Source organism: Mucilaginibacter rubeus (assembly GCF_003286415.2).
GTDB lineage: Bacteria > Bacteroidota > Bacteroidia > Sphingobacteriales > Sphingobacteriaceae > Mucilaginibacter > Mucilaginibacter rubeus_A.
The window spans coordinates 5,540,622-5,562,339 of sequence record NZ_CP043450.1; the positions used below are offsets into that span (position 1 = coordinate 5,540,622).

A 21,718-nucleotide genomic window follows, 5' to 3' on the forward strand; every position below is an offset into this window, starting at 1 on the left:
GGTAATCAATCAATTAATTATAATTAAACACGCGGCTGGTTCATGGCAGTAAGCATGTTACCATAAATTGAGTTTAATGATGCCAGGTTTTTAGCCAAACGACCAACCTCTTCCTTAAACTGCTTCGAATCGTCCATAGACTCATTAAAGTTGTTCATGGTAAGCGCAAGGTTTTGGTAAAATTTATTCATTGATTTTAAATGCGCGCTTGAATCTTGCAGCTCAAGCTCGTATACGGCATTAAGTGCCGATAAGTTTTTAGCAAGTTGATTAACCTGATCGTGATATGCTTTTGAATCAACATTTGAGTTAGCCATTTCGGTTAAATTAGCCGATGCCTTTTCAAATGACACGCTTAGTTTTTCGTAGCTTGCTGTAGCATCTTTAACTTTGCTTGTGAATGCTATGGTAGCTTCGCCGGCATCGGTAACGCGTGATATGGCAGCCACTTTATCGCCAAATGAACGTAAGCCATCGCCAAGGCTGCGTACCAGTTCCGGACCTATTTTAGCATCTTCCATCATTTTATCTAAAGCGGCAGTTGTTGAAGGACCTGCACTAACAGCATTTCTTACAGATGCTTTTGGAAGTTCGCCCTGAAAATCTTCGCTTAATTCAGGATAAACACGAACCCAGTCAATTTCTTTGTCTTCTCTCTGAAAACCTAATATAAAAAACAGAATAGCTTCAGTAATAAGCCCGCCCGCTATCCAGTAAGTGGCCCCAGGCCAGTGTAGAATCTTAAACATTAACCCTATAATCACCACTGTAGCACCCCATGATACGATGTTACCTATTCCGTAAGGTTTTTTCTTTCCAGCCATAATAATTCAGAAGTAAACTTTGTTATTTTTTGATTTGATTGTTGCTCGCCTTAACTAAAATAAATTAGCGTTTGTCTGTGATATCGCGGCCCAAATAATGGGTTACGCAACGGAAACCGATATACGATTTAGCGGTATCCTGGTATTCATAAGATCTGGTTGAGTTTTGAAGGAAATATCCAATATCTTTCCATGATCCACCGCGCACAACTTTACGTTTCAGCACTTCAGGATCTGTTGATTTTGCTTCGTAATTAAAGGTTGGCGCAAGGTCATGCACAAATGTTGACGCAGATTCGTCAAAAGCAGAAAGTGTCCACTCTGCTACGTTACCAGCCATATTATATAAGCCGTAATCGTTAGGGAAGTATGAACGAACCGGTACTGTGTATGCACCACCGTCATCAGTATAGTTACCACGTCCTGGTTTAAAGTTTGCCAGTAAGCAGCCTTTTGCATTTTTAATATAAGGACCACCCCATGGATAGTCGGTACCAATCCTGCCACCGCGTGCAGCATATTCAAACTCAGCTTCAGTTGGTAAGCTATAAGGCGCACGGTGCGCTAAATGACGCTTATCTTTATAAGCATCATTGTAACGGCTACGCCATGTAGCGTATGCACGGGCCTGCCTCCAGGTTACACCTACAACAGGATAATTACGGAACGCCGGATGCGAGAAATAACTTTCAACCATCGGTTCGTTCGCAGCGTATGAGAAATCGCTTAACCAAACCAGGGTATCAGGATACACAGGCACGGTGTCACGTAAAATGAAATCTGAGCGGTGTTTTGTCTTATCGTTATGGTGATCGGCAGCTTCACGCAGGGTAAACAGTGCATAGTTATATTTTAGCAAACGCACATCAACCTCGTTACGGTCAAATACACGGTCGTCGCCCTGATAATACATACCCTGCAATTTCTGAGCATTACTTGCCTGTCCGCCTTTGCTGCTCCAGATAGGATTCTTTTTTACATAGTCCCAGTTGATGAACTTTTTACCACCGTTATTATTACCGGTACCAGCTTTAGGCTGTATATAGTATTTATTATCGTTGATATAACTTGTTATCGCTATTGAGTCGCGAACCCAGTTCACAAACATTTTGTACTGACTGTTGCTGGTTTCGGTTTGATCCATGAAAAACGGAGAAACAGTAACCTGTTTGGTTTGTGCTATTTGTGCGAAAGTTACATCCTGATCGGTTTGTCCCATCAGGAAGCTGCCACCAGGGATATAAACCATGCCGTAAGGAACTTCGGCCCTGAACGACCTTGCAGGCACACCCACAACCTCTCCCCTGTCACCGCCACCGCGGCCACAACCACTTAATACACTACCTGCTAAAACTACTATTAAAAAGTATACCTGTTTCATTTTACAAATTCAAAATCAGTTATATAACCATAACACAATGCGACGCCCGAATATATCACATTTTTATGCAAAGCAAGCTATAAAAAACGATAATTTGGCCTCATGTATCGACAAGCTGTGTACTTTACTTACCAATACTAAACAAAATGCTGTATAATTAACAAACCGCTAACCAATTGTTTATATGACAATTAGTTAGCGGTTATACGGGTATATACTGCAAAAAGTTGCAGTCGGGTTAAATAAATTTCTAACTTATTTATTTACAAGCTTAACATACTGCTCAATGGCCATTGTCATTGAGGGCGCTCCGGGGGTTGGAGCAGGTATATCCAAAATTAAACCAGCCTCAAGCACAGCCTTATGGGTAGTTGCACCAAACGCAGCAATGCGTGTATTATTCTGTTTAAAATCGGGAAAGTTTTTATACAGCGATTGTATACTTGACGGACTAAAAAACGCAATAACGTCATAAAATACATCCGCAAGATCAGAAAGATCACTGCAAACTGTACGGAAAAGTACAGCGGGGGTAAAGTTATAACCATTCTCCAGCAAAAAGCGCTGAGTTTCTTCAGCCGCAACGTCAGAACATGGATAAAGGAATTTTTCAGACGAGTGCTTTTTCAACACCTCGGCCAGATCGGCAGCTGTTTGCTTTCCAAAAAATATCTTACGCTTACGGTACTGGATATATTTTTGCAGGTAAAGTGCTATGGTTTCTGAAAGACAGAAATACTTCATTTCAACAGGCACCTCAAAACGCATCTCTTCACAAATACGGAAAAAATGATCGGCCGAGTTACGACTGGTAAAGATCACAGCGCTAAAATCAGCGAGGTTAATCTTCTCTTTTCTGAAATCCTTTGCAGGCACACCCTCAACATGAATAAATGATCTGAAATCAATTTTCAGGTTAAGCTTTTTAGCCAGCTCGGCGTAAGGATTTTTATCATTTTCGGGCTTAGGCAAAGTAACCAGTATGCTTTTAACCTTTTTCTTTCTATCTTCCAATTCAGTGCTTTTAATAACCTAAATTTTAATATTCAATGCCTTTATTAAAATCAAAACAGGGCAAATTTCGAGGGCACAAAGATACGTAAATAAATAAAATTTATGAAATCGAAAGGTAGAAATTATATTTACGCTGCTCCTGATATATTGCCATATAAAGATTACTATCACTATTATTAGTGTGGTTGTTAGCAATATTGGGATATATTGTGCCCCAAGTAAGCTAAAACAAATAACCACCGGTAAAAAAACAAACGCGATGTTAAAGTAGGTAAGATGAAGAATATTAAGATATTCGCTCACCAGCTTATTAATATCAAACACAAAGCCTAAAAACTTGAGTATTAAAAACTTAAGCGAGAACAATGCTATAATTACAATAGTAAGAAAAGTAAACAACCCGCTCCCGGCTATTTTATAATAAACACCTTTATATGCAGCCAGTTGATACAGGAACAAACCAAAGGTAGCGCAAAACAGCAAAAACAAACCCAGGAACGCCCAGGAGCTAACGGGGCTCTCTTCTTTACCGGCTATTGAGAGTACGCGTTTACTGTAAAAGGAGGTAAATACATTGCTTACATCTTTACTCAGGGCAAGATTAAGAATGGCTGTGTATAGCAACATGGCAATAATGATCACGATGATCCAGGGATCGCGCGAGGGGCGGTAATGCCCTTCCATCACCTTGCTTTTGGTTCTGGAGTGAAGATCCAGAAAACCGTAACCGTGGTATAATTCGCGGGCAAAAACGCTGTCGGCATACTGAGCACGCATGGCGGCATCGGGAACCCTGAGATAACGCATGGCTACCGAATCGGCCATAAATTTATCCCGGTTTTGCATGGCGTAAGCCACCGAATCAAGCACCGAATTGCCGGGACGAAAAGTACGTACAGGTAATTTTGCAGCCGTGTCTGTAGCAATTGAATCCTGTTGCGCAAAAGCGGCAACACTTTTCAACAAAAAAAGCAGGCAACACCAAATAACCAAACGAGTCCTCAAAGCTTAAAACGGGGCTTATTATTTTTTGCAAAAGTAGGGTAATTATCTGAACGATAATTTCATGAACGAATATTTTTTTGAGCCTGTTTTAAGCGAAGCGCCGCGCAACATTCAACAGAATAATTTATTTAATTAAGCCTGTAGCAGCCCAAAATACCAGGTAGCCGGATTTGTCTTTACTTAGCGTAACATCCTTAAGGATCCGCTTCGGATCGGGATGAATATTGAGTACATCAATATTATGATGATCGCTTTCGGTCATCTTATTCCCAAGTCCCCATTTAGCCAGGTCATGTACTGCGTAACTCAGGTTTGCGTCTCCTTCCGGAATGTCATTATAATAATCGGGCAACAGAAAATCCTTAACCTCGCTGCCATCAGCATAGGTTAGCTTGATGTGCAGTTGAGACGAACCTTCTGAACTGGTGAGGCTCAGGTACAAATCCGTATACTTTTTATGAGGCACTTCAAAGCTAAAACTATCAATACCGGCAACATTCCGGGTTTGGTTACCTTTATCACCATTTTTATAATGAAGCAATATAGCAGGGTGCGATGAGTTAGCCGGAATCAATGGATCGTCGGGCAAAGCATGCGCGTTTTTATCGCCATTGAGCTTTGCTGCCGCCCCGGTCAGATAACCATCCCCTTTGCCTCCACCATCAATACCGGTTATCCAGGTTTGCAACTTACCATCAGTAACCGTAGTTACGGGGCGGGCATTTAACAATTTGTGAATATCTATTTGAATGGTTTTATTGCCTTGTTGGCTATTGGCAACTCCGCCGGCCAACAAACAGGCAAATAAGAAAACAAAGTATTTAAAGGTCATGGTTTTATACAATTGGAACCTAAAGATAAAAAAAGCTTAAATGTCTGCTAATCCTCACTGCACAAATACCGGCTTTAGCCAGGATGGACAAGCTACATCAACAACACTTTCCAGGCATCCATTACACGGCCGTTATCTAACAAATGTTTGGCTTTTAAATGCAGGTTTATTGTACGGGTATGGCTGTCGATAGTGGCATCAAGCAGTTCTATCATTTCAACGGTTTTGCTAAAGGCTTCTACCTCCTCATTAGATGGTAGCGTTTTAACAAGCCCCAATAACCCCAAATTATTCCCGGTTAATATGTTAGAGTTTTTAACCTCTTGAGGAAAAGCATCTACGCCTATACCTATTCCGGCACAATCTATCGGTTTGGCAATTTTAAATAAATTATCGCCGTTTACCCTGCAATACCAATCACCGCCTAAACGGGCCACCAGATCTATTTTATGAGGGTCTATTTTGCCATTAGCATCTAAAATTTCTTCATTGATATGAATCCGTTTCACCTCTGCAATAACCAAATTACCAGCTCCTCCGTTTTTCCCTAACGATATCACATCATTCACTACACATTCCAATTGAACGGTCGATTCCGCTACCCTGGGCGGCTTTACGGTCTCCGAATCCAATTCGGTAAACCCCGCTTTCGAAAACTCATTTACTTCTCTTGGATAATCTGTACTGGTTAAATAGGCCTGTTGAACCATATCGTAGTTCACGATATTAATCACACATTCGGGTACTTCCAAAACATTTTCAAGCGTATGCTTGGTGGTATTATCCCGCGCCCTGCTTGTTGGCGAAAAAACACATATCGGTGGATTGACACTGAACACATTAAAAAAACTAAACGGACTTAAATTAACCACGCCGTTTTTATCAATAGTGGATGCAAAACATATCGGCCGGGGTGCAATGGCAGCGTGTAAATAACCTTGCATTTCTGCGGGTGTTAGTGATGATGCATCAAAAGTTTTTAACCTCATTCAAATTTTTATTAACGTGAGTTCGGGACAAGAAAAGTATACAAAGGAAGGCGTGGTTTATGTTTTTGAAATAATTGACGGGTAAATAAGAATACAGCGAGTTTAAAGCTCATGGTTTATATAATTGGAGCATAAAGATAAACAAAGCTTAAATGTCCCGTAACCCTTATTGCACAAATACCCGCTTTAGTCAAAAAAATAATTGCATTACCTTTGCCGCATGGCAGGAATCAAATATTAAATTAATTTCTAAATACTTACAATCTTAAAGTAACAAATAAGTAACAAAAGTGATTGAAAGAACATATTCGAAAAAATTAGCCTGAACGGCATTCCAGAGATTATCGATTCGACTTCGATATTCTCCATATTGATAATCACGAATTTACGATGACTGTAAATGTCTTTTTGTCTCTGATAAAACGCTGATAAAACAAAAACAAGTTTCAACTGATTTCAAATTCATGAGTAATAAATCGTTCAGACTGAAACCACGTTAAAAATCCCCCCCCCCTTCGCAAACGTCATTATCGAAATCTTCGATTGAAATCAGGCATCATACCAGATATAGCCGTCCTTGTCGTTGAAATCTGATGGCTTCAGATTAATTTCCATTGGTGGAATAATATCCGGCGGCAGCACCCGTCTTAGTTTGTTTAGAATACGATTGATTTTATCCCAATCTGGCCTGCTATTATTGTATGTAGAAAAATAGATTGCATAAATCAATTGTTTAGCATAAAATTGATATTCAGCAATCAAAATGGGATATGCTAACATATACCATTTGGTATAAGGGTGATTAATATTGACGTTGCGACCAGAACTTAATATGTCGGAAACATTCTCAAAATTTAGAAATGTAAGAGGTGGAAAACCTGAAATCCCTGGAAGAGTTAAAAATTGCTTCTGATTCAAAAAATATGATCGACGAGGCAAATCATTGTCGTTATTTAGGATAACGGAAACATCAAAATTAAGTTGGAGAATATAATCAATGAGGTTTTGATAAAAATTTGAGTTGCGATGAGATTTGGCAAACCCTAATTTCAATGGTTTTTTTGCTATTAGTTCCGCTATCGAGTACTCGCCTTCAATTGTGTCTATTTTTATTTCACTATCCCAAAACGTTCTATTTTGCTCATAAAATTGCGAACGCTTTATTACCTCTGTACTATAATCGATATCACGGTCTAATTCCTGGAAAAAATCAAACTTTCGCTGCTCATTCGAAAAATAAATCAATTGGTTTAAAGCACGGGCTGATGTCAGAACATTTGCAATTACTGGAAACTTAATTTCTTTTATTTCATTGCGCGATACTGTTAGATCAGGCAACAATTGATCTTGAAAATAAATGACACCAGTGTAGATGTAACTGTAATTATTATGTCCGAATTCAAATTCATGATAATTGTTTATCCGATCTCCATTTAACTCAAACATCTTGCTGTCATCGATGATCCTGATACCATTATGACTTAGTTGAATCCCTCCAAAATGATACCGATTAAACGGTCGATAAGGGCTTTCAGTTAAAATAGCCGGGATGTTTAACTCATCCAATATAAAGGTGATATTATCACTTTCACGAAATTCTGATCGCTTTTCGTCTATTACAACTTCCTTGACGCAATGAATTACTAAATGTTTTTCATGTAACTCTAATCTAAAATCAACATTTGGCATCTCAGCTAATACGGACTTATTAAAATCAACATAAATCATCAGCAATTGACCTTTAATATTCAGGCTAAGCGAGTCTTTAGTCAAGTTGATAGGTAAGAGGCGAATTTTTATTCCATCTACAAATGAGCATTCTGTCAATTGGCTAACACGATTCACGAAGTCAGCGCTCATCTCATAAAAGCGCGGCACCTCCCAAGACTTAGTTAGCACTTCGGAAAAATCCCCTCCGACAACACTTCCATTATATTTAACCGGGACTGGAGGCGCAACAAGATAAAACTTCAATTGACGCTCCATATCAAAGCCATCGTATTCCTTGTTCGTCGTTATGCGCACAGCAATTGATGTTCCGGCAAGTTTACGAAACCCACTTTCAGAACCATTCTCCGAGGGCATCGATGCAGGTAGATGGTGGTCTTTTTTCGTTTGGAGCACAAAAAAGCCTGTCCTTCCTTCAACAGACAAACGGTAGGCGTTTGTTGGTTCATCAAAATGCTGGGTGTTTATTTCAATTCTGTCACCCGCTATAAAACATGAAAGTAATCCTATACCAAAGCGACTAATTGGAACGAAGTCCACGCCATCCCTTTGGCGAATCATCAATTTTTCAAGTTTAAAGCTATCGGAATTATAGTATGATTTTCCTTTTTTAAGTAAATGCTTTTCAATGATATCTAAATTCATGCCCATTCCGAAATCGTCTATCCGCATCCATTGATAGCCATCCTGGTCTGTAAAAAATGAGACCTTAATCGCGTCTGCTTTATAATCTTGCTTTGATAGTTTTTCCCGGAATTCACGATGTCGACTCGTATCTATCGCGTTCTGCAATAACTCTCTCAAGAAGATAAAATCATCGTTGTATATTCCTTCACCGGTCAGCAGTTTCATTACATCATCTTCGGCAAGGGAGAAATGGTAACTTCCGGAGCGATAATTTTTAGCTATTATGCCATCTTTGTTTATTTCGTTGGGCAGCTCAAAATGCCGCCAACGATCAGAACAAAATCCAATTAATTTGCTACAAGAAGTCAGTTCTGCTTCTATTAGTTTTAAAAAATTTCTTATCCCTACCTCTACTTGAGGATTCTCTGGATGAGCTGTAAAACGCAAAGCCCTTCTTTTCCCATCATCTTCGACTCTAAAACCTCCTGAGCTCATGTGTTTAAGCCACTCGTCATCACTGATTTTATCTGAGTTTCTTTGGCGCTGCTCCAATCCGAGATATTCATACACGCTCAGCGGAGTTCTAGTGTCATCGAAGTCAAGAATATCGGCAAGCCTCAACAAAATTGCACAGAATGTAAGATCGCATTCGCCGAGAAATTTATTATCGAATAGTGTATCATTTCTTTTGATGTAGTCAACACTCTCATTGTGACTTTCGCAGAGATTGCCCAATTGAACTTTGATGGGAATTTTATTCCATACAAAAGGGTTAGTTGAATCAATCTGGTCAAGGAATTTCCAAACCCGCTTTGCATGCATCCAACGGCAATACCATCCTATAAGATTTTCATCAGCAATTTTTCCCTGTTCTTCATAAAGCAACATAGCAGAAGAATTTACTTTTAAAAATTCCTGAAATTCTGGCTCTCTAGTTATTTCTTCTAGCTCCTGAGGTTGGTAAACCATACCAATATCATGATATACAGCACTCAATATCAGCATCGCAATTTCAAGCGAATTTAATTTATTGATATAGTCACCTAATAGCTCGCCGATGATTTTGATGATATTAAATTGATGACGCGCGTTATGTAGCGTGTATTTCGGAAACGCAACAATGATTCGCTCTAACAGAGGGAGTGCTGCATCAACGTGGCGAAATACCATTTCGCGGTTTGCCGAATCATGTTCAGTCTTTTTTCTAAATTCTTTCCAAAGAGGTAATGAAGTAAACGGATGGGTGTCAAGTTCAGGCATTATCTAAGCTTAAATAACAAATATAACAATTGTGGATATTGGCAATTTTAAAAATGTTATTCAAACTTCAGATTGTATGTTTTCTTTTCCGGTAATTCAGTAATGAATTTAAAGCGGGAAATTTTATTTTCGAATTTTTATTACTCATAAGTATAGGCCGGTATAAAGTACATCAATTGCAGTGAACCTTAAAATAGCAAGAATTATCTACAAATAATTTTGCAAAAATTTGCACCAAAAGAAGTTAGTTGGACGTACGTTTTTTAAATGAAAATTTTGTAAAGCTAATTTAGGCAAATTGAGAGTATTGAATTAATTTTGAAATATTTACAATCTTAGTAACAAATAAGTAACTAAGGTTGGTAAAGGAATATAATCCCCAATAATTAGTCTTTATACCATAAAAGCAATCTTTGGTTCGAATCCGAATAGCGCAATCGAGTGCAAATGATGTCTCGGATGCTCATTCAAAAAAATCGTCTTCATCATCATCGCCTAATCCCAGTTTTTCCCAATCGATTTGCAAATCGATTTCCTGGACTATTTCATTGAGCATCGAAATAGCTACCATTGGATTGTCATATTCAAAATCCAAATCAAGTGCATCGTATTTTTTGGCCAGCAGCTCGAAGTACATTTCCTCAAAAACGCCCCATCCAGTAAATGCCATAGCATCCATTTCGTGAAATGCATATTCTTTTAGGTAGCCCCAATCTCTGAAATCTTCAGGCCGTGGATCACAAAAACCTTTCAAAAATACTTCCCCCGCCTCGCATATCTTATTCAGCATCTGACCATGCCCTTCAGGATCGTTATCGCGTAGTAATTGCAAAAATCGCATGGCCGTTTTATTAGGCACATATTCAGGATCTAAAAAAGCAAATGGCAATCCCTGGAATGAGGAAAAGTTGACAATTGTTATGATATAAGGTGCTTCCCCGAAGTCGGATCTAACCCGAAATAAAAATGCAAAGCCATGTGTACGCAATGCGTTCCCCCTGGCAGCCATCGCATTCAAAGCTGTGCGTATGCGATTTTGATGGTCATCCATTCTAAAAAAATTCCCTGCTTGCTTCGCCCCATAATCATAAAGACAGAGGTGGAATCCTCCCAGCTGTCTTTGGCTGACCGAAAATTTCAGTTGATCATTGGCAATTTTATCAGGCGACACAATTGCCAAACCAATTCTTCCATTACGCTTTAAGGGTTCCAGGCAAATGACGTTTCGATTGAGCCAGATGATTTCGTTCATGACGTAGTGCCGTAATAAAACAGGCCAATCTGAAGAAATTATTACGTTAACTACCTCGCCATCCGCCATGAACGGTAAATAGCTTTTTATTTCAGCTGCATAAGCGCCAACTTCAGTACCGGCTTGCCTGGTAGCGCTTTTAAGATTTTTGAGTTCAACAATGACGATGCTTTGGGTTTCCGCTGCGTAAAGGACAAAGTCAGGTTTGAGGATATCTTTCGGGTTTAGGGATATATTTTCATTAGCAAAGAGTAGTTCATTGATGTCGAACGAATCCATGCAGAACAAATAGCTCTTCCTTATTTGGTTTATAACAAATGAAGGATCGTCTGTCCTTATCGATGATTTATACCGTTCGTAGTCAAATATCAGGTCCGCTAATGCTACTTCTTTTTTTAATTTCTTGTGCAGCCATTTTTGCATGGCGGCTTCATCTGCGAACAAGCTCATGACATGTTTCCTGGTTGACGAAATTGATGGATCAACTTTGTGATGTAATCATTTAAAAACGAATGAACCTCCGATCTATCAAGCATAGTATCGGAAGGATAAACGGCGTTCTTTACTTTTTTCAACACCTTACGACTAATCATGCCGGCAATATTTAATATATGTTCGTCCAATTGTTTCACGACTTCGGTCATAAGTTTTGGCCGGAGAATCTTGTCAAACAGCTTTTCTTTATTGGAGGGTCCTTCTCCTTCAGGTACTTCAACCTGCTCCAGGTAGGCTTGTATGGATTTAATTTTATCAGTTACTTGAAACCTACCATTTAGTTCAAAGGCAAAGACGGGATCGACTTCGGCAAGTTCTTTTACGATGTTATCGATAGAGGTTTCCAAGTCCGGAAGTTTTGGTTGAATAAGAAACTGTTTTCTGATGATACCAGACATCAAGGCCTTAATTCCAAGGAGTTCGTCCTCGGGAAGCGGTAATCTTTTTTGCAGCTCGATAATAAACAGTTCCAGGATCTCTGCGAGTTGTTGATCTAATTGTAGCTCTTTTTCGATCCAATAACGTAATTCCATAAGGTTGAATAGCAATCTTTTTCTTTTAATATTATCCTGGCGGTTGTAGGTAGATTGTAAATTGGCGAAGCCCAGAGACCATGCTGTTACTACGGCAAGAACGGGAATGAGCTTTTCGAAAATATAGGTCATGATAAGGTTGCAGATTATTCTAATACTTAAAAATACACATTGAAGATAAAATGGAATAATGTTTTTTCACGCCCATCGAACTGATGCTTCGAACTGAAATATTCAAAATCTAAGTTTGCGTGTTTGTGCGTTTGCCACGAATTAGGGACGAAATTTATATTTTCCTGTTGGACTAGTGCTTTATAGTCGGCCATTATATTTTTAGATTTAAGATGGTTTATCATAAACACATACCCATCCTTTTCAAAATCGGTCAGATAGCCGGATAACTGAAGCGGTATGTTCTTTTTATCTTGGTTCCACCAACCTTTAAATTCTATCACTTTATGCGAAAGGGCGCTGTGATAAAATTTTAGATCCATAAAACGAGTATCTTTTTCTTCCTCCGCTGTAAGTATAGCATCCGGAAACCTGGCTGATAAGAAGTTTTTCACAGCATATCTGACCATCGACTCTCGGTTCGGTCCGTTATTCCGAACGTTTAGCAAACAGGGCTCATTGGTTTCATTTCGCTGAAAACTATGTATTGCGTCGCACAAGCAACGTTGAAAAAAAACATCCTGAGTTTCATCTCCTATGGTCAAACGAAGTTCAGTGATAAATTTCTTCTCCCCTTTGAGCCATTTCTTCAGTAATTTCAAGTAAGCGTTTTGGTCGGACTTTGCCGGCAACTGCAATTCTTCAATTTCAATGCGTCGATTTGCGGTTAGTAATTTGAGTGCCGTTTCTTTAATCGCTGTCAATTCACCTTTTTCATAGAGTTTTGCAGCATTAAGATCGGTTATGATTATTGTCGTAGCTTTCTTTATGAAATCAAGTAATTCGGCTTTGGACCTCAATGAATAACTGGTATGGCCGGTAAACATATTGGTATCTAGCTTTTCCTTGATAACAGGTATTGTATTTTCAAGATGGTTTCGCAAAGGCTGTAAGTAAGGTATCTCAAATGGAAAGATCCGTAACCACTCGTTATAAATGCTCATTAGCAATTGAAAATCCGATTCCCCTTTCTCTTTGTCGCCCCGGGCGTGTCCGCTCAGCATGTTTTCAATCGCCAAATGCTTCTCTGTGGCCAGCTCATCAATCAAAGGTAAATTGTCCTGGATAATGGATACGTACTGACTTAGTCCAAGCGGCGGGCCGAAGTTTAAAGGGAATTGACCGAAACTATTGATGGTTGTATCGATATAGTCTTTAATACGTTTGTGCCAATCAGGGACGTTCATGTATTCTTTGATGAAGCTGATGGTATAAGCAAAGGAATTCATCACCTTCATCGGCATGTAGAGGTAATTTCCTTTATTGAACCAGGGCGTGCCGATCAATGTGCTGTGCCATTTACAGCAATTCGGAAACCGGTCAAATTCATCCCTTAAGGATTGATACATTTGCCGGTGCCCTTCGCAACATTCGGGGAATCCTCCCGGAAGATTCAATTCTGGCAGAGCCGGGAGGTCATACGCCCGGAGTTCAATATCTTCAGCAGAAATGTAGATCATCTGTCCCGCATGCTGTTGCTTTAGAACTTCTAACGCTTTCTGCGGATTAACAAACACGATGTCTCCGCAGCCGTTAAGTCTCATTGTATTTTTTATAGATTGTAAAATTAAAGGTACTGTTCTGTTTCATTTTTTGCTTGAGGTAACGACTAATATTATAGTTAATATTGGTGCACATTGTTAACAAGCGAACCATATTAAAGGAGATAGCATTTCAATCCATCCTCTATTTTATTTTTAGCGGCGGCTAATTTAATAAGCCACACTTATCAACGGTATATGCCAATAAGGGTTGTCCCGTACGAACCATTGCGGATCAGTTCAGAACCCCATTCCAGTTCATCATGTTTCAAGCCACGTCTTTTTCAATAATGTCAATCAGGCCTCCGTGGGTTGCTCCCGATTGATAAGCATTCTAAGATAATGAAAACGAATATGGCACTGGTCGTTGTATACAGGTTCATCCTCTACAATCCATTTATAAATCTTAGGATAAGCGGATTCCAGCAACTTAAATGCAGCCAGCCAGAATGCGCTTCCAAATTCCTGAAAACGGATCGACTTTCCTTTCGGGTCATTTTTGTTTAAAAGAAATGAACCTGCTTCTTCAAAGCCTTTTTGATTATATTTCTCATAAACCTTCAGTAACGACCGTCTTGACTTTTGGCTTTTATGGGCGACGTAGTTTCGGATCACATAATAATCATCGATCCTGTTTCTCGCCTCCGCATTGATATTGTCAAAAGGATTGTTCTTTTTGGGAAGCACTTTCTTCGCAATTGCTTTCAGATTAGAAGCGCTTTTCAGGTCGAAATAACCCAGCCCGTTGAGGTACCCGATACATTCATCGGTGGTGATCGTAGAAGGTAGGGTAAGTCCCAGTTCATTTGATAGCTGACTGGTGTCCTGCTTCAGGAATTCACAGATCATGCGTTCGCAGTACCACTCCCAATCGCAAATTGTTTTGATGGTAAAAGCTTCCACTACCTCGAAAGCTTCCAAATCCGAAAACAGTTTTCCCTGGTAGGCCAGAATTTTGGAGAATATGAACTCGGCCAGCGAATGGGTCCGGGACATGTACATAATCGTGTACTGGTAACCCGGCGTATGAAATTCATCATAGCCAATCAGCTCGTCGTGCTTTTCCTGTGTAATGGTTTCTTTTAAAGATTGCATGGTTAATTCGGTTACTTCAAATAGTCAGGCCAAATTCCTCAGCGATGTCTTTGGTCATTTTAGACAATGCCCGCTTGTGAAAATGGTCGGGATGCAAGAAATTACCCATGACCAGTTCCTTGACCTCAGCCGGTGATTTGAAGATGGATTGCCCGTCCACCTGGAAACCATTGTAAATGTTTTCAATGGCCGAATGGTTGTACACGTATGCTTTTTTGATCACCTCACCGGCGATGTCCTTGTGAAAACGGTAACGGTCATTGATCCCGAAAACCGCGATGCTCCTTTCGGCTTTTTTCAGTTCCGCCTGGGTTTTACCTGGACATGGCTCCATTTCTAAATCAAAATCCTTTCCGTTCACCAGAAAATCTACCGCTTTGACCTTGGTTCGAAATTGATAGAACCCCTCGATGTCGTCAACCATAGGGTGAATATGTGTCCCTACTGAAAAAACCCTCTGCCCTTTCAAAGCCCCGGAATTACACAGGGAACAAGACGGGACCAGGTTAAAGAAAGACAACGCGAAGAACGGGTTTGTACTTTTTTTCAGAAAGTGATCAAACTCAGGCCTGCTTTTCATCCTACCGGTCCTGATCGTATAAGTGAAGTTCGCGTTGCAATAGGTACAGGTATTCATTTGCAACCGGGTTGCATGCCGGTATGCCAGTTTGCCGTCATCAATTTTTGTAAAACAGTCAGCGGTATGGTCGTAATCGAAGATCTTGTTGATCTCTAACTTCCACAGTTTTTTCATGTGATTGACCTTCTGCTGCCGTGCTGTGATCCTGTTGCCGCCTGCGTTCATTAACACAGGGTTCGTCGCGAGGTAGCCCGTTATTGCCTGATCGAACATTCCATTGAGTGTAACACCTTCGGTCTCCAGATCGTCCGGCCTGAGCGTGATGATCCTGATTAAATTCCTGGTAATGTAGTTCATCAATGGTTGCAGCTCAGGTACGGTGCACCTGCCGATGCGGGCATTCAGGTGCATGGTTTGTTGCAGGTCCCTGTAATAGACCAAAGACATCGCATCCAGGTCGGCCAGTTTATGCGGGTTCCTGATCATCTTTGCTTGGATTTATTTGCTCGTTCAATTCCGCTAATCGCTTCAATAATTGCTCCCGTTCCTCAATGGGGCCGAATTTCTCAAACCACATGTCCAGAAGTTTCTTTCGCAGGACCGGCTCGCCGATTGCTTCGATCGTTTTTTTGTAATCAGCATTTGGAATATTTACCCGCTTATCATTGATAAAATCTATGATCCTGTTGATCCGTGCTTTCGCGAAATCCCCCATCAATACACCATCCATATAGAACGAATTGGAAAATAGTGTGTGAATGTTTGAACCAAAAGTACTCTCGCGGTTGTTGTCCTTACTATGATAAATTGATCCATTGGGGCCCTTCTCAATGAAGAGTACATTTGCTTTGGGCAAGTCAGAAGAGATAAATGGGGAATTTGCGGTCATTATCACCTGCATAGAGTGGTTTCTGAATAATCGCCTGAGAAAATCTAAAGTTGTTTTTAGATATTTTCTCTGCCATTCCGGATGATAGCCTAAATCTCCCTCATCGATCATAATGACTAGGTTCCTGGGCAAGTCGCCATGCCCATGATTCTTCAGGTCGTAAAACCTTGACATTAACGATAAATAGGATTGTTCACCGCCGCTTAAGGACCGCCATTTAAAATTGAGGAACGAGCTAATACCTTTGATACTGAGATACAGCTTACTGAATTTCTTAAATACTTTTTCCGATTCGCTGTCAAGCTTCAGGTACATCGACGAGAGGTCGTTGCGTGCCGAAATAACACCGCTATCAAATTGTTGCCGGACAAAGTTATAAAATTCAATCACTGCTGTTGAAAGGAATTCATGTCGAGGTATTTTTATTTGTTCGTTATTTTGTATGGAACTGCCGACTTCCATTGATGAAAAAAACCTCAATATATATTCAGTAGCAGACTCGTTCAAGTCTTTTTCTATGCGGTGCGTGTAAAGGCTGCCTACCGAATATTTAAAATCCTGGAGATGGTAATTGTAAAAAACACCTAACATCAACGTTCGCAATAACATATCGCGACGCAGCTCTGCTGTTGTTCTTTCTTTATTATCCTCTTTGACCGAATCAGAAGCTCTTAATGATTGCAACAGGGTATAAAATTCAGGGAATTTTTCTTTTTCATCGTCAAAATAAGTTGCGTCCCGCAAGTCAATTTCGATGATCAAATATTCAGGCTTACTGAATGGTAATTGTTGGAAGTCGGATGATAACAATTCCACTGCTCTGGCAACCTCGGACATGTGTAAATTGTCCAGGTCGTTGCAATGTGCGAGCATGGTCTCCCGGCTTCGTTCATGCCTGCTCTCTTCAGTGATGCGCCTTCGCTCTTCCATCATCAAATAGGCGGATGAAAGGTTCGACAGTCCCTTCCACGGTTGCATATCCTCGTTGAAATCCAGGAGATAGGAATAATAAATATATTCGGCAGCCCCCAGCTTCCCGGTGAATTGCAATGAGGACGCGGCATCATCTCCATATTCGCTTTCTTCAAATTGGAGACCGCTCAGATTGTTTATTTCCAGAGGAAACTCAAAAGGCCGTATGATATAATACGTTTCCTTGTTATTCTGATCGGCCCATGAATATACAAACAGGTCATTCATTGTCCGTGACTCAAGGCCCTGCGGCAGGCGGGACTTGATATAACTCAGAATGCTCGTTTTGCCCGCACCGTTTTTTCCTATAATAGCTGTAACATTCGAGATTTTTCCTATATCCGCGGCAGGTTCTAAATCATCGAAGAAATGGTCAATGTAGTCAGGGTTCTTTTTTATGGTTAATTCCCAGGATGCCTTTCCCGACAAATGTTGCATCTCAAAAATCAGGTTAGACGATAAATTGATACCGGTTTGTTGAATTGGCGCGAAATCATTAATCCACATGTAGTGAATCTGCATATATAATATAGTAATAAGTTAGGATAAAATAATTCTTTCGGTATGCGTTACCTTTAATTAGCTATAAAAATACAAATAATAGCCTTTATTATCCCCACATATAAATTGTGAAGTTATTTTTCCAACCACTTGATAAAATCAGGTTCCAAAACAGCTATAGAAGATTATAAAAAGTATTACGTCTTTAATATCTGGGAATTTGGTAGGTAAGAAGTGGGTAGTAACTTGTGTTCATCTCGTTTGAACATTGAATTAGCGAAAACCTGGCTATGTTTGAATCATAACGGTTCATATTTTCTTCGATAAGCAGATCTTCGCTTAGCGTTGAGTTGACCGCTAACACATAATTGATCGTTTTCTTAAAAAGCGCTTTGAAACCTGTTAAATCGAGGTCGTTAAGATAGAATCCCTTATCTAAAAGTCTTTGGTAAAGCCTATCAAGAAATGGGTTCTCGTCTGTATTCAGCGCTTCCCTTAGCCTTCTCGCCGAAATAGTTATTTGGTTAGCAAGTTCCCGCATGGGGGAACTAAAGCCGGCCTTGACATGGACGAGGTATATGGTTTGCTCATTGTAGAAAACAAAATCACAGAGTTCAATACCATCGACGATCACCGTGTCCATCACGATGTACCCTGGTAGTCCATCATATTTAAGATTGTAATCTTTTTCTCTGGGCGTCGTATTCCTGTCCCACGAATACTTGAAGATTGTCGCCGGTGCTGCATATGTTTTTAAAATATGAGTGGCATTGGCGACCATGTCCTTTATAAATTGGTCCTTCAGGATATACCATTTTGTGTCTATCAGAAAGATTGCTTTTCCATCCATGCTAAATTCCGCGCTGAAATGAAAAATGAAGCCGGAATTCGCGATGCCTTTTTCACCTTTTACCGCAGTAATATGTACTCCCCATATATACTTATTAAAATCGTAGATATTCGAAGTCAGTTCTAATTCCATGGCTCTATCCATCACGCGCTTGAACACATCCTCTCTATCCGCTATCGTATCAAAAATTTTAAACCCACCTCCTTCGGTTTTCTCTTTAAGCTGATAGGTATCTGCCTCATAATACTTATCAATTTTGTTGGGGTTACAAAAATCGAAATCAAACCTGTCCCTTGGGTCATGACCGTTCTCATACAGGAAAGCCAAGTTGTCATAGATTTTTCGTACTAACATCCAGCGACAATCCTTTAATACGTTTTCGTCTTTAATTTCAACGAATGAACTTAGATAATCGGATGGTTCTATGCCTTTGATGATTGACATTTCTATAACAAGCTTGTGCAATGTCTCAAAATCAACGGGCCGACTTACTTTAAATCCCGCGCCTACTGTTATTTGAACTCGGTCACTTACTTTTCTCTTTAAATAAGGGAAGTGCGTGTTTGTTGTCTCCCTGCAGAGTTTGACATGGATCTCCTTGGGCAGCTTGCCAAACCTCGTGAAATTCACAATCCTGTATTCATTTCTAAACTGTTCGTTCATTCCAATCCGCTGACCTGTCATCCCCCTGGTCCTAATCGATGTTAGCTCGTCCTTATCTGGTTCGATAATCCTATCGTAATAGTTCAATCCGAAGGAATGATCAATAAAACTTACGACCATTTTAAACGCGTTGCCACCAACAATAACAAACAGGTCGAATTCCGTCTCGATAAAAAGGGTAAGGGATAGTTTCTTTTGAATAAAGTCCTTGTTTCCTGTCAGCTCCTTTGGTAAGAACTTTACCCAATCCGAAGCTATTTCATCCGTGTTGTATGTATACAGATAATAGTTAACATTATCTTTGGGAAATTCTGTTACACTGTCTGGGTCAATCTCCAGTGAAGGAAGCTCTGTACTGATACTGGCTTTAACTATCCGCTTAATAACGGAAATTGTATCGTGTAACTCCCTCAATCTGTAATGCTTTTTGTCAATTCGATAGAGGTTAGGGAATATATTCATCTTCGAAAAAGAGTTTTATTAGTTTAATGACAGGATTTTTTTTAATTATGCTAACCATTTTTCGTCTATCCTCAAATGATTCCTGATATTTCGGGTCAGGGTTTCCACCTGTTCCTTGTGTGAACGTCTCGCATGGATGAAATTATTGGAGATACCAGAAAGATTTACTTTTACTTGGGAATTAATCTTGATTTGCTTTGGAAGTTCGTTAATGAATTTCTCAAGTTCTTCTGTTAATGCCGTACTCAAATTGTATGTGATGTCTTTATTTAAACTTTCGAGCGTCTCCTGAATTGACGTAGGCATAAATGGATGGCTTCGAAAATAATCCAACTTAGCCGTAAATTCCCTGTTTTTCTTGGTCGTTTGAATCAAGATTATTCTCACCTTCCCATTTTCTAACTTTTCTTTGATCTTCTCTTGGCTCTCAGCGTGGATAGGACCTTCGCCGAATGGCTGTATGCGGTGAAAGTTTTCAAGTTTGTTCTTAGTAAAGACTGCACCTTGAAGGTTCGTTTTAGCCTCCTGCAAACGTTCAGCTTTAAATTTGTCAGTGAATCCATAATCGTTCAATAACAGCAATGTATTGACCTTACAAATCTCGACGTAGTCCAAGCCTGTTTCAAAAGATTGATCATTGGCAAACAACAACTGTAGTAATTCGGACAACAATTCTGTCTGTTTTTTAACGACCTCGCTTCGGATCGGCTGTAATATGGTTGCTTTGGCCCTTTGATAGGTCAGGATTGTAACGACTGCCCCTGTTCCGGTCAGGATTAAGGTGAAAAAGTCCTTTAGCCAGGAAATATTGTTTTTGATAATTTCGATCATAGATTTTGTCGATTACAACGTTTAGCCAATAAATATAATTTAAATGATTTCGAAAAGTTAGCTATCAAACATATAATATGTTTAAATAAATCATATTTCTTCAGAAAATATTTTGGACAAAAAGTATGTCAGCACAGTATTTCACCATATAACAAATGAGCTTTTGTGAAAACACTTTATATCATAATATAAATAACTGCACCGAATCTAAAACTTTGACTATCGAGCGCATCCTTTTGGCTGGTTTACTACCGCCCCATTTTAAATTTTCACGGTCTATCAGCACTAAAAACAGCACTTCTAAAAAAGCCTATAACTATACACAAACAGGTAGCACAGATAATTTACAAATCGAAAATATACTTATTCCTAAACTGGGCTTATCCACGAATCCTATAATCACTAGATTATCCTCAGCAGTCTACGAAGTCGCATTGGTTGTCTATTTTATCCTTTTGCAAGCCGCATCAAACCCGTATTTTAAACATTGAAAATTTCTTACATTTGCTTAAAAAACCTTTTATCATGAATACAGCTACCGACGCACCCAAAAATATTCATCATGGTCGCAATATAAAACGCTTCAGGGAAATGTTAGGCCTCAAACAAGAGGCCTTAGCAATAGAACTTGGTGATGAATGGAGCCAAAGGCGAGTATCATTACTTGAGGCAAAAGAAACCATAGAAGATGATATACTTGCCCAAATAGCTGTAATATTAAAAGTGCCTGTTGAAGCAATCAAAAACTTTGACGAAGAAAAGGCTATTTACAACATCCAGAATAATTATGAGGGTTCGCATAACCAAGGACCTCTAAATAATTATGGAACGATAAACTTCAATCCTATTGATAAATTAGTTGAGCTTTTCGAAGAGAATAAAAAACTCTACGAACGCCTACTTGCAAGTGAGCGGGAAAAGGTGGAGGTATTGAAAAACAGGAATTAACGTGGCTGATTCCAGCGCCCTTATTACCTACTAAAACAGGATGGGCAACATTCTTGCTGATCCTGAATTTAAAATCCTTGAAAAGAAATATCAAGCGTAGTTAGACCTTAGGTATCAAAGAAATTTTTGATGTTTTTGATATCAAATAAACTTCTCCTGCTAAATTCATTTCAGGTAAACTAATTTGGCACCAAGCGTATGATCTGCCGATTGATCTTACTAAGATTTTCAATAAGTATTTTATTGACTAATTAACGAAAGGGGCTTTTCATAAT

16 protein-coding genes are annotated in these 21,718 nt (G+C 39.5%); 1 reads left to right on the plus strand and 15 read right to left on the minus strand.

The genetic code is table 11. The features are described 5' to 3' along the window. Positions 1-23: 23 nt before the first annotated feature. The 15 genes from gldL to DEO27_RS22140 all read right to left on the minus strand — a co-directional run bounded on the left by gldL (position 24) and on the right by DEO27_RS22140 (position 20,495). Entirely contained in the window at positions 24-824 is an 801-nt protein-coding gene (gene gldL / locus DEO27_RS22070; protein WP_112568680.1) for a gliding motility protein GldL, read from the minus strand. Between the two features lie 64 nt (positions 825-888). After that, positions 889-2,205: an SUMF1/EgtB/PvdO family nonheme iron enzyme gene (locus tag DEO27_RS22075; protein WP_112568682.1), complete on the minus strand. Its 1,317-nt coding sequence runs from the start codon at positions 2,203-2,205 to the stop codon at positions 889-891. 255 nt (positions 2,206-2,460) lie between these two features. Beyond that, on the minus strand, positions 2,461-3,219 hold the full coding sequence (locus DEO27_RS22080; protein WP_090530369.1) for a uroporphyrinogen-III synthase: 759 nt from the start codon (positions 3,217-3,219) through the stop codon (positions 2,461-2,463). Positions 3,220-3,237: 18 nt separating this feature from the next. Further along, positions 3,238-4,185 carry a DUF4271 domain-containing protein gene (locus DEO27_RS22085; RefSeq protein ID WP_146749983.1) on the minus strand — a complete coding sequence of 316 codons (948 nt, stop codon included), beginning with the start codon at positions 4,183-4,185 and terminating at the stop codon, positions 3,238-3,240. A 163-nt stretch (positions 4,186-4,348) separates the two neighbouring features. Further along, positions 4,349-5,056: a hypothetical protein gene (locus DEO27_RS22090; RefSeq protein WP_112568686.1), complete on the minus strand. Its 708-nt coding sequence runs from the start codon at positions 5,054-5,056 to the stop codon at positions 4,349-4,351. A gap of 92 nt (positions 5,057-5,148) precedes the next feature. Further along, on the minus strand, positions 5,149-6,045 hold the full coding sequence (locus DEO27_RS22095) for a flavin reductase family protein (protein ID WP_112568689.1): 897 nt from the start codon (positions 6,043-6,045) through the stop codon (positions 5,149-5,151). Between the two features lie 549 nt (positions 6,046-6,594). After that, a complete protein-coding gene (locus DEO27_RS22100) occupies positions 6,595-9,660 on the minus strand; it encodes a hypothetical protein (protein WP_112568691.1) in 3,066 nt (1,021 codons plus the stop codon). Positions 9,661-10,123: 463 nt separating this feature from the next. Beyond that, the gene (locus tag DEO27_RS22105; RefSeq protein ID WP_112568693.1) at positions 10,124-11,362 is read right to left on the minus strand and encodes a hypothetical protein; all 1,239 of its coding nucleotides are present in this window, start codon (positions 11,360-11,362) and stop codon (positions 10,124-10,126) included. Further along, positions 11,359-12,072: a hypothetical protein gene (locus DEO27_RS22110; protein ID WP_112568695.1), complete on the minus strand. Its 714-nt coding sequence runs from the start codon at positions 12,070-12,072 to the stop codon at positions 11,359-11,361. The genes DEO27_RS22105 and DEO27_RS22110 overlap by 4 nt, the downstream gene beginning before the upstream one ends. A 26-nt stretch (positions 12,073-12,098) precedes the next feature. Beyond that, entirely contained in the window at positions 12,099-13,655 is a 1,557-nt protein-coding gene (locus DEO27_RS22115; RefSeq protein WP_112568697.1) for a hypothetical protein, read from the minus strand. 294 nt (positions 13,656-13,949) lie between these two features. Continuing rightward, positions 13,950-14,747, minus strand: coding sequence for a hypothetical protein (locus tag DEO27_RS22120; RefSeq protein WP_112568699.1), 798 nt, complete (start codon positions 14,745-14,747; stop codon positions 13,950-13,952). A gap of 16 nt (positions 14,748-14,763) precedes the next feature. Continuing rightward, entirely contained in the window at positions 14,764-15,813 is a 1,050-nt protein-coding gene (locus DEO27_RS22125; protein WP_112568701.1) for a hypothetical protein, read from the minus strand. Next, positions 15,794-17,710 (minus strand): ATP-binding protein, encoded by a 1,917-nt coding sequence (locus DEO27_RS22130; RefSeq protein ID WP_112568703.1) that lies wholly within the window; start codon positions 17,708-17,710, stop codon positions 15,794-15,796. Before DEO27_RS22130 ends, DEO27_RS22125 begins: the two co-directional genes overlap by 20 nt. 184 nt (positions 17,711-17,894) lie before the next feature. After that, positions 17,895-19,664, minus strand: a complete 1,770-nt coding sequence (locus DEO27_RS22135; protein ID WP_112568705.1) for a DUF6119 family protein — start codon at positions 19,662-19,664, stop codon at positions 17,895-17,897. A 45-nt stretch (positions 19,665-19,709) separates the two neighbouring features. Then, complete coding sequence (locus DEO27_RS22140; RefSeq protein WP_112568707.1) at positions 19,710-20,495, minus strand: hypothetical protein; 786 nt, start codon at positions 20,493-20,495, stop codon at positions 19,710-19,712. Between the two features lie 525 nt (positions 20,496-21,020). Between DEO27_RS22140 and DEO27_RS22145 the strand changes: the two genes are divergently transcribed. Beyond that, entirely contained in the window at positions 21,021-21,443 is a 423-nt protein-coding gene (locus tag DEO27_RS22145) for a helix-turn-helix transcriptional regulator (protein ID WP_112568709.1), read from the plus strand. Positions 21,444-21,718 lie beyond the last annotated feature (275 nt).